We start from the raw sequence: 10,353 nt of genomic DNA, 5'->3' as shown, positions 1-10,353 counted from the left end.
CCGGCCGCGCAGCAGGTGGCCGGCGCCGATGCAGCCGGCGACGATCAGCCCGCCGGCGATCAGCGCGCCGCGCGGCCCGGCCAGCTCCATGAGCAGGCCGAGGGCGGGCGGGCCGCCGAGGCCCCACACGGTGCCGATGCTGCCCCAGACGCCGAGGACCCGGCCCCGCAGCCGGGCGGGCGGGTCGGTCTGCAGCACGGCCGTGCCGGCGGTGTCGGAGACGGACTCGACCACCGCCATCGGCAGCACGAGCACCAGCAGCACCGCCAGCGACGGCGACAGTCCCGCGACCACCTGCAGCAGCCCGCCCGCCGCCGCGAGCGCGCCGACCAGGCGCACGGACGGCTTGCGCAGCCGGGCGCCGAGCACCGCGCCGACGATGCCGCCGACGGCGAGGACGGTGGACACCGTGCCGAAGGCACCGGCACCGCCCGCGAGCGGACCGGTGACGAGGACGGCCAGGGTGAGCGCGTAGTTGCGGCCGAAGACCGCGCTGACCCCGGTGACCCCGGCGAGCGCCAGCAGGCGGGGGCGGCGGACGAAGAAGGCCAGGCCCTCGCGGATGCCCATGGCCCGTTCGCCGCTCCCCCGCTCCTCGGCGACGCGCCGGGCGGCGCCGCGCGCGGGGCGCAGGAAGGGGATGACGGCGGTGACGAAGAGGAAGGAGATCCCGTTGGCGAAGTAGGCGGCGGCCGTGCCGAGGAGGCCGACGGTCACCCCGGCGAGCGCGGCGCCCGCGAGGCGTCCGGCGTTGTGCACCAGCGCGCCCACGCCGATGGCCGAGGGCACGTCCTCGGCGGGCACCAGGTCGTTTCCGAGCAGGGCGCAGGCCGGCCCGTCGACGGTGGCGACGATGCCGGTGACGGCGGCCAGGGTCATCAGGGACGTCAGGTCGAGCCGGTCCAGGGCGACCAGGACGGCGGTGGTGAACGCGATCGCGCCGAGCAGGGCCTGGCTGACGGCGGCCGTCAGCTTCCGGGGCCAGCGGTCGACGACGGCGCCGCCGAGGAGGCTCATCAGCAGGGCGGGGGCGGCCTGCACCGACATGGACAGGCCGGTGGCGGCGGCGGACCCGGTGATCTCCAGCACCAGCAGGTTCTGCACCGTGAGCTGCATCCAGGTGCCGGCGTTCGACACGAGGTTGGCGACGGACCACCAGCGCATGCTGCGGTGGCGCAGGGACCGCCACGGCGAGTGGGACCCCTTCCCGGCGGGCGGCGGAGCGGCGTCGCGGGCAGGGGCGGGCCGGGCAGGGGTGGAGGAGGAAGACACAGGGCGCTACTCGGGGACGAGCCGGAGGACTCCGGGCGAGGGGGCGCGGGAGGCGGAGCACCGGCTGCGTCGCGCGGCGGCCCCCGGCACCGGGACACGGCGCGGACCATCGTGGCAGACGAGGTCGCCGAGTCATGTCCGGTGGGCGGTGCCGTGGGGCCCCGCGAGCGCCAAAAGCGCGGGCGCGTACGGGCCTTGGGGTGTGAGTGGGGTTGCTCACAAGGGGGCCGGGGGCGGTTCACGGGGTCCCGGGCACGCGGGAGGGGCCCGTCTCCCGGACGGGCCCCTCCGTGTGTGTCGCCGGTACCGTGACCCGGAGGTCAGTCGGCCTTGCCGCGGCCGCTCAGCGCGTCCCGGAGCCGGTCCACCATCCCGGCGCCCGGCGCCAGCAGCTTGTTCGCCGGGGGCTTGTCCGGGGCGGCCGGGTGCGGCCGGGTCGGCGCCGTCTTCTTCGCCTGGCGGATCTTGTCCCCGAGCCGGTCGAGTTCCTCGGGGCCGCAGGCCGCGCGCAGCAGGGGGAAGAGGTTCTGCTCCTCGTCCGCGATGTGCTCGCGGATCTCGCTCATCAGCATGCCGATGAGCCGGTCGAACTCGGCGTCGCCCGCGTCGCAGCCCTCGAGGTCCTTCATCATCTGCTCGGCCTCGGCGTGGTCCCGCAGCTCCCGGTCCGCCAGGGCGTCACCGTTGGCCACGTGCTCGCGCACCGCCGGGTAGAGGTAGGCCTCCTCGGCCACCGAGTGCCGCACCAGCTCGATCGTGGCCTGGTCGGCGTACAGCTTGCGGTCCTTGTGGCCGGGCGGCAGCGCCTCGATCTTGCCGAAGAGTTCCTCGACCTCCCGGTGGTCGGTCACCAGCTCGTCGATGACGTTTCCGCCGTGTCCCATCGTCTTCACCTCCGTATCGCAGCGGCACCCCGGCCGGGTCCCGCTGAGCCCCCGGGTCCCCAGGGCCCCGCCGGACTAACCCGGCACCCGGCCGTGCGGCACTCCGGCTCCGGTCAGGCCGGCAGCTTGGCGCGGACCCGGCCCATCGCGGCGGCGGGGCGGGCACCCGCCCGGACCGACCGGCGTACCAGGTGGGCGTCGCGGCGCAGGTCGTGCGCGGCGTGCCGGCCGCGCCACAGCAGGGAGGGGGCGGAGCCGGTGTCGTCGGCGGTGATCAGCAGGCCGCCGAGCATGGACAGGTTCTTCAGGAAGTGGATGCGCTGCCGGTCGCGCTCCGACGGGTCGTCCACCTCCCAGAAGCGGTGGGCCGCCAGTGTGGTGGGGACCAGTGTGGCGGCGATCGCGAGCGCGGCCGGCCGGGACAGCCGCCCGCTCGCGAGGAGCAGTCCGCCCACGACCTGGACGGCGCCGCTGAGCCGTACGGCGTCCTCGGTGCGGTCGGGCACGGCGTCGACGCGTTCCGTGACCGGCCGCACCACGGACTCGGCGGCCGGGGACACGTTCCGCGGGTTGCGGACGGAGTCCAGACCGCCCGCGACGAACATCGAGGCCAGCATCGGACGGCCGAGGACGCGCAGCAGACTCATGCCTTCTCCTGGGGTTCCGTGGGTGCGGGACGGGACGCCGGGTTCCCCGGCGGGGTGCGGGCATGCGGCGCGCGGGGCGGGCTCACCAGTAGCGGGTGGTGAGGGCCGGCTGGTGGAGCGCCTCGACGGCGTCCCTCAGGGACAGGGCGACGCTGATGGTGGCGCGCAGGGCGGAGGGCCGCACGGTCTGCGCCGTCTCGGTCGCCAGGACGAGCAGGCAGCCCGCCGCCTGCTCGACCACGGAGACGGGGAGGGTGTAGTCGCTGTCGGCGGCGGCGCGGAACGCCTTGAGGGGGATCCCGGCTCCGTCGACGGTCCGCCGGACGGCCTGTTCGAGGTACTGGGCGGCCTGTTCGCACACGGCTGCCGGCAGGATGAGGGTGCGCTGGAACGATGAACTCGTCATGTTCCAGCAGTCCCCCGCCGCCCGGCCGTCCGATCGGTGCGGGGCGGGATTTCACCGTCCCGCGTGACCGGTCCGGGGTGCATCCGGAGCGGTCCGGCGGGGCGGACGGGCGGGGGCGGCAGCCCGGCGCCGGACACGCCGCACGGCGTGCGCCGGTGGCCTTGCGGGCCGCCGGTGCACGCCGTGTGCCGCGGTGCGGTGCCGCCGGGTGAGGCCCGGGGGCGGGTGCCCGGCGGTGGGCCGGGCCGGTCGGTCAGCGGGTCACCACGTGCCGTTCGTTGGGCACGCAGTGGGTCATGGTGAGCCCCTCGACGTCCCGCGGGGGGTTGTCGCCGAGGTTGGCGAGCCGCTTGCGGTCCTCGTCGGTGAGGTCCTGGCTCGCGAGCGGCTCCAGACCGGCGAGGTCCTCGGGCGTGATGCCCAGGCCCTCGCCGACGCGGCGGCCGAGGTCGTTCTCGGCCAGGTAGCAGTGCCAGACCATGCGCTCGCGCACCTCCTGGTCGCACTGGCCGAACAGGTCGATGAAGTTCTTCACCAGGTCGTCGCGCTCCCAGTCCTCCATCAGGCAGTAGCGCTGGCCCGCCTGGAGGTAGTCGTTGGTGCGCGGGATGCGCTTGCGGGTGAGCCGGCCCCGGATCTCCGGGCCCTGCTCGTCGTGGGTCGGGAACTCGCCCTCCCGCAGGCCGCCCGTGATCGACGGCTCGTAGTTGACCTGCGGGTTCTCCCCGCCGCCGTCCACGTGGTACGTCATCTGGCCGTCGCGCTGGTTGGTGCGCACCTCGGCGTTCCTGGCCTGGTTGACGGGCAGCTGGAGGTAGTTCGGGCCGACGCGGTATCGCTGGGTGTCGCTGTAGGAGAAGGTCCGGCCGACGAGCATCTTGTCGTCGGAGAAGTCCAGGCCGTCGACGAGGACGCCGGTGCCGAACGAGATCTGCTCGTTCTCGGCGAAGTAGTTCTCCGGCATGCGGTCGAGCACCATCCGGCCCACCGGCTTCGGCGGGAAGTCCTGCTCGGGCCAGGTCTTGGTGTCGTCCAGCGGGTCGAAGTCCAGCTCCGGGTGGTCGTGGTCGTCCATCATCTGGACCAGCAGTTCCCACTCGGGGTACTCGCCGCGGGCCACGGCCTCGTACAGGTCCTTGGTGGCGTGGCCGAGGGAGTCCGCCTGGACGTTCGCCGCGTCCTCCTCGGTCATGGACCGCACACCCTGCTTGGGCATCCAGTGGTACTTGACCAGCTTGGTCTCGCCGGCCTCGTTCACCCACTTGTAGGTGTTCACGCCGAAGCCCTGCATGTGGCGGTAGTCCGACGGGATGCCGCGCGGGCTGAACAGGTTGACCAGCATGTGCATCGACTCCGGCGTCTGCGACATGAAGTCGAAGATGCGGCGCGGCTGCTGTTCGAAGGTCACCGGGTCCGGCTTGAGGGCGTGGATGACGTCCGGGAACTTGATCGCGTCCCGGATGAAGAAGACGCCCAGGTTGTTGCCGACGAGGTCCCAGTTGCCGTCCTCGGTGTAGAACTTCACGGCGAAGCCGCGGGGGTCGCGGGCCGCCTCGGAGGAGTCGCGTCCGCCGATGACGGTGGAGAAGCGGACGGCCACGTCGGTGCGCTTGCCCGCTTCCTGGAACAGCTTGGCGCGTGTGTAGCGGGAGATCGGCTCGTCGCCCCACTTCCCGTACGCCTCGAAGTGGCCGAAGGCGGTGACGCCGCGGGCGTGCACGACGCGTTCGGGGATGCGTTCCCGGTCGAAGTGGCTGATCTTCTCCAGGAACTGGTAGTTCTCCAGCGTGGCGGGGCCGCGGGCGCCGACCGTGCGCTGGTTCTGGTTGTCGTAGACCGGGTGGCCCTGGCGGTTGGTGAGGACCTTGCGCTCGTCGCCCGGAGCGGGACCCCGGCTGGAAACGTCCGTCATGATCGTGGGCTCCTTCGAACTGCTCATGGCTTGGCGGGCCGGTGCGGGTGACGTCGACCACCGGCCACCGGCCGCCGTGGCGGAGGGCCGGGTATCCCCGTGTCGCGGGGTCACGCACGCTCCGGCGGCCCCGTTCGTCCCGCCCGGCGGCCGGGCGGGGGACCGCGGCCGGCCGCCGGCGGGTGCCCGGGGCACGCGAGGGCGTGCGTACGGGGGCCATGCTGCCGTGGATCGACCCGGGCGGCGACTCAACGCAGCCGAAAGATGACGCAGAGCGACGGGGCAGCGGAGTCCATTGCGAAACGGAACACTGCTCCGTATCTTGAAGCGGAGCACTGTTCCGTTTCATTCTCCTCACGGCGGCCGCCCTCGCGTGCTGCCCGGAAGGCACTTCTCATGGATCTCGCACACACCACCGGTGGCCCCGCCACCGTGATCTCCGCACAGCCGGTCGTCCTGCCCGCCCCGGGCCGGGGCGAGGACCTCCAGGTCCGCGTGTCCGCCCCCGCGGCCGGCGGCGACCTGCCGGTCGTCGTCCTCTCGCACGGCTTCGGCTGCTCGATGCGGCACTACGGCCCGCTGGCCGACCACTGGGCCGCCCACGGCCTCGTGGTCCTGCAGCCCACCCACCTGGACTCCCGCACGCTCGCCCTGCCGCCGACGGACCCGCGGACCCCGCTGATCTGGCGCCACCGGGTCACGGACCTCTCCCGCGTCCTGGACGGACTCGACGCCCTGGAGGCGGCCGTGCCGGGACTCGGCGGGCGCGTCGACCGGCGGCGCGTCGCCGTGGCGGGCCACTCGTGGGGCGCCCAGACGGCGGGCGTCCTGCTCGGCGCGCGGGTCCTCGGACCCGACGGCGAGGTGGGCGAGGACCTGTCCGACCCCCGGGTGACCGCGGGTGTCCTGCTCGCCGCTACCGGGCTGGGCGACGATCTGACGCCGTTCGCCGTCGAGCACCTGCCCTTCATGCGTCCGCACTTCGCCACGCTGACCACACCGACGCTCGTCGTCGCCGGGGACCACGACCGGTCCGCGCTGTCCACCCGCGGGCCCGACTGGTTCACCGACGTCTACCACCACGCCCCCGGCGCCACGGACCTGCTCACCCTCCACGGGGCGGAGCACTCCCTCGGCGGGATCTCCGGCTACGAGGCCGCCGAGACGACGGACGAGAACCCGGCCCGGGTGGCGCTGCTCCAGCGGCTCACCACCGCCTACCTGCACAGCCGCCTGGCGGCGGACGACACGGACTGGAAGGAGGCGGTCGCGGCGCTGGAGGCGGACCCCGAACCCCTCGGGGACGTGCGCGGCAAGTAGCCCGCGGCCGCGTCAGGCGGTCGCCTCCGGGGCCGGGTCGGTGAGGAAGCGGTCCAGGGCCGCGGTGAGTTCGGCGGGCTTCTCCACCGGCAGTTCGTGTCCGGCGTCCACGATGCGGACCACCGCGTCCGGGTAGCGGGTCGCCATCCGCAGCATCTGCCGCACCGGCAGCTGGATGTCGTGGAGGCCGTGCACCAGCAGCGTGGGGACACGGATCTCGCCGACCCGGTCCAGGACGTCGAAGGCCCGCATGGCGGAGTACAGCGTCATCACGACCTCGCGCGGGGTGGCCGAGGAGTCACGGATGTACTTCCGGACCTCCTCGCGCGGGTGGCCGGGGGCGAACGCCCGCCGGATGTTGGCCGCGACGAACAGCCGGAACGGCACCCGGGTGGACGCCGCCATCAGCAGCCCCCGGCCACGGCTGTACGTCATGCGGCTGATGGAGTTCACCAGGACCAGGCGCTCGACCCGGTCGGGGTGGGCGAGGGCGAGGGTCTGGGCGATCATGCCGCCCATCGAGTGGCCGACGGGCACGAACCGGTCGACGCCGAGGTGGTCCAGCAGGGCGACGACGTCCCGGGCCAGCGCGTCGATGCCGGGCGCGCCGGATCCGCTGCTCGCGCCGTGCCCGCGCAGGTCGAGGCGGATCACCCGGCGGCCGGCGGAGAAGTGGGCCAGCTGGTGGTCCCAGCGGTGCCGGTTCGCGGTCCAGCCGTGGAGGAACACCAGGGGCACGTCCTCGGCGTCGCGGGGCCCCTCGTCGTCGTACGTCAGTTCCGCGCCGTCGACTGCGAACTGCGGCATGGGGCGTCGCCTCCTGGAGTGCGATCCGGTTACTCACGGGTAGCCTAGCGGTCGGCGGGGTGGCCGTCAGCGCCGTCCGGCGAGGAAGTCCAGGATGTGGCCGTAGACGTCCAGCGCGGCGCCCCGGCCGAGGAACGTGTCGAGGTGCCCGTACCCGGGGATCTCGGTGTAGCGCACGTCCAGCTGCGGCTGCCGGCGGGTCAGCACCTCGTGGCACAGCTTCTGGGAGTCCAGCCACAGCCCGTTGTCGCTCCCCGACAGCAGCAGCACCGGGGTGTCGATCCGGCCCGCGGCGTCCAGCGCGTTGGCGGGCAGGGCGCGGTAGCGGTGGTCGGTGTCGTGCCAGCGGACCACGGTGCGGGCCAGCTCGATGCGGCGCAGGTGGGGCAGGATCCACAGGGGCGCCGGGCCGAGCAGTTCGGCGAGCCGGTCGTGGGTCGCCCCGGCGAGGTGCTCGTGCCGGAACAGCGAGGCGCCGCTGCCCCAGGCCGAGTTGTGCAGGATCTGGCAGGTCGGGTCGGGGCAGCCCGCCCCGCGGGAGGCCAGGGCGAACAGGGGCGTGTACTTCGACCACAGGCCGACCTTGCGGAAGTCGACGGGGATGTGGTCGATCCGGGACTTCAGCAGCTCCCCCGCCACGGACATCCGCAGGGTGGTGCGGCCGGCCGGTTTGGGCGTCAGGAAGACCCCCTGGGAGACCACGCCGGCCAGCCCCGGCACCAGGCCCGCCGTCATGCTCAGGGACAGCGACAGCGAACCGATGCAGTGCGCGACCACGAACAGCGGCCGGTCCCCGATACGGGCCCGGACGTGGTCGACGGCGGCCGGGATGTCGTACAGGGCGACGTCGTCGTAGGTGTAGCGGCCGCCCGTCTCGTTGTAGGGCAGCCGGCAACTGCCGCGCCAGTCCAGCAGCCAGGGCTCGTAGCCGTCGTCGAGCAGCACGTCGACGAGGTTGCGGACCTCCGGCAGCAGGAACATGTCGGCGGACGCGGTGTGCCCGTGCAGCAGCAGCACCGCCGGACGGCCCTGCTCGCCCGGATCGACCCGGGTGAGGCCGAGGCGGACGCCGTCGCCCGCCCGGAACGGGATCTCCTCGACGGCGGCCGGGTCGAGGCGGTGCTTCAGGGGCCGCAGCGCGGGACCCGAACGGACCCGGCGCAGGGCGGGCCGGGGAGCGGAACGGGCGGTTCGGAAGATCATCGGTGGCGCTCCGTGAGGGTGGTGGTGCGGCGCAGGTCGAGGAGGTCCGCGGCGGCCCGGGCGAACGGGCCGAGCAGCCCCCGGCCCATCTCCAGACCGAACCAGGCCAGCCAGGTCAGCTTGGCGGCCCGTTTCTCCCGGTCCGTCAGCCGCGGGTCGACCCGGATGCCGTCGATCTGGTCCCGGACGTAGGAGTCGGCGGGGACCACGACCTCGCCGGTGAGGCGGGCCGGCTCGCCCTCCCGTCCGATCTCCACGGTCAGCGCGCGCGTCTGCCGCCACAGGTCGCGGCGGGCCCGGGCGTGCTTGCGCCCCTCCAGCCACCAGTGGCCGCCGTCCCGGTCCCGCAACCGCAGCCGGTAGCGGATGAGCTGATGGGTCATCCCGTGCCGCTGCGGGATGCCCTCCTCGGGCCGCACCCACAGGTCGCCGTCCTCCACGGTCAGCGGCCCCTCGTGCGCGGCGGGGCACGTCACCTCCCCGCGGACGTCGACGCGGCGCTCCGAGACCAGCTGGTGCATGCTCGCGACGGACAGGGTCAGCGCCATGGAGCACGGGCTGTCGGCGGGTGCGCCGGCCGGCCCGACGGAGCCCTCGGTCGTCTCGGTGAACCACAGGTAGGGCGGGTCCTCCTTGCCCGGCAGCCGCCCCAGACCGTCCTCGGCGAGCCGCTCGAACGTCCTCAGCTGCGCCCGGGCGTCGTAGCGGGCGGCCCGCGGCAGGTCCAGCGCCTCCACGAGGGCGGCGGTGCGTTCCGTGCCGGCCGCCGGGCCGGTGAGGGTCGCCTCGCACAGGGCGAGGGCGGACGGGCTGCTCAGGACGCGGGTGAGGAAGGACAGCCCGTCGACCGGCTCGGCCTCGAGACGGGCCAGGGTGTCGGCGCGCCACTCGTCCCAGTCCTGCACCCTCACGTGCAGGCCGCCGAACGCCATGTCCCGCACCACGTCGTCCAGCGTGTTCGGGACGCCCGTGAGGTTGTAGTCGAAGCCCCAGGCGTCCGGTTCGCAGATCACGGCGACCGCCGTCCGGCTCACCCAGTCGACGGGCGCCGCGTTCAGGTAGCGGAAGGCGGGCACGGTGCGGAAGCGGCCGAAGGCCGAGATCAGGCCGCTGCTGAGGTCCTGCGGGTTGTAGGCGCCGGTACGGGTGTGGCCGCCGATGCCGCCGGGGCGCAGCGCGGTGACGGTCAGCCCGTGGTCCCGCGCACGGCGCAGGGCCACCTCGGCGGCCCACTTGCTCTGGTCGTACCCGGCGACCAGGCGGTCGACGTGCGCGAGCGGGTCGTCCTCCCCCATCGAGACGATCCCCACCTCGTTGAACACCGCGACGGAGGAGATGTGGTGCAGCGGCTTCGGGCGTCCCGTCGCGGCCAGTTCGGCGAGGGTGAGCGCGCCGAGGACGTTGCTCTGCCGCAGCGACGCGTAGCCGCGCAGGAAGTCGACCGCGGCGCCCACACCGACGACGGCGTCCAGTTCGTCCGCGAGCCGGTTCCAGGTCTCCTCCGCCAGACCCAGGCGCGGGCTGCGCAGGTCACCGGGCAGGACGGTGATCCGGCGGCGCACCTCCGAGGACCAGGGCAGACGGTGACCGGCCAGCGCCTCGCCGAGGCGGGCGAGCCCGGCCTGCTCGTCGGCGGCGCGCACCAGGCAGTACACGTGGGCGTCGCTGTGCCGCAGCAGGTCGAGCAGCATGTGGCCGCCCAGGAACCCGGTGGCTCCGGTGAGCAGCAGGCGGCGGGGCGGCAGCGGTTCGGGGTCCGCCGTGAACGGCAGGCGGTCGGCGAGCGCGAGATCGGCGAGGATCTGGTCCAGCACCTCGGGGCGGGCCCCGGCGGGGGGCCCGCCCAGCGCTGCGGCGGGGCGGGCCGCCGGGGGCGGGGTGGGGGGAGCGGGGGGTTCGGGG

General features: G+C 74.1%; 9 protein-coding genes. 1 reads left to right on the top strand and 8 read right to left on the bottom strand.

The genetic code is table 11. The annotated features are described in order from the left end of the window. The 5 genes from G3I53_RS22105 to G3I53_RS22085 form a co-directional block, all read right to left on the bottom strand. A partial coding sequence (locus tag G3I53_RS22105; protein ID WP_164438695.1) for an MFS transporter occupies positions 1-1,272 on the bottom strand: 1,272 nt, incomplete at its 3' end. A gap of 320 nt (positions 1,273-1,592) precedes the next feature. Next, entirely contained in the window at positions 1,593-2,156 is a 564-nt protein-coding gene (locus G3I53_RS22100; protein WP_164339270.1) for a hemerythrin domain-containing protein, read from the bottom strand. 113 nt (positions 2,157-2,269) lie between these two features. Beyond that, positions 2,270-2,803 (bottom strand): DoxX family protein, encoded by a 534-nt coding sequence (locus tag G3I53_RS22095; RefSeq protein WP_164339272.1) that lies wholly within the window; start codon positions 2,801-2,803, stop codon positions 2,270-2,272. Positions 2,804-2,885: 82 nt separating this feature from the next. Further along, positions 2,886-3,209 (bottom strand): hypothetical protein, encoded by a 324-nt coding sequence (locus tag G3I53_RS22090; RefSeq protein ID WP_164339275.1) that lies wholly within the window; start codon positions 3,207-3,209, stop codon positions 2,886-2,888. Between the two features lie 253 nt (positions 3,210-3,462). Continuing rightward, positions 3,463-5,121: a catalase gene (locus G3I53_RS22085; protein ID WP_164332736.1), complete on the bottom strand. Its 1,659-nt coding sequence runs from the start codon at positions 5,119-5,121 to the stop codon at positions 3,463-3,465. A gap of 396 nt (positions 5,122-5,517) precedes the next feature. Between G3I53_RS22085 and G3I53_RS22080 the strand changes: the two genes are divergently transcribed. Further along, positions 5,518-6,441, top strand: coding sequence for a chlorophyllase (locus tag G3I53_RS22080; protein WP_164339215.1), 924 nt, complete (start codon positions 5,518-5,520; stop codon positions 6,439-6,441). 12 nt (positions 6,442-6,453) lie between these two features. Here G3I53_RS22080 and G3I53_RS22075 read toward each other — a convergent pair whose 3' ends face one another. The 3 genes from G3I53_RS22075 to G3I53_RS22065 all read right to left on the bottom strand — a co-directional run. Then, positions 6,454-7,248, bottom strand: a complete 795-nt coding sequence (locus tag G3I53_RS22075) for an alpha/beta fold hydrolase (RefSeq protein ID WP_164339213.1) — start codon at positions 7,246-7,248, stop codon at positions 6,454-6,456. Between the two features lie 66 nt (positions 7,249-7,314). After that, positions 7,315-8,451 (bottom strand): alpha/beta fold hydrolase, encoded by a 1,137-nt coding sequence (locus tag G3I53_RS22070; RefSeq protein WP_164339211.1) that lies wholly within the window; start codon positions 8,449-8,451, stop codon positions 7,315-7,317. Further along, the coding region (locus tag G3I53_RS22065; RefSeq protein ID WP_164438694.1) for a thioester reductase domain-containing protein at positions 8,448-10,353 on the bottom strand (1,906 nt) is incomplete at its 5' end. The genes G3I53_RS22070 and G3I53_RS22065, both read right to left, overlap by 4 nt.

It is taken from the genome of Streptomyces sp. SID14436 (genome assembly GCF_010548465.1).
Lineage (GTDB): Bacteria > Actinomycetota > Actinomycetes > Streptomycetales > Streptomycetaceae > Streptomyces.
This window is presented reverse-complemented; position numbering and strand designations above follow the sequence as displayed.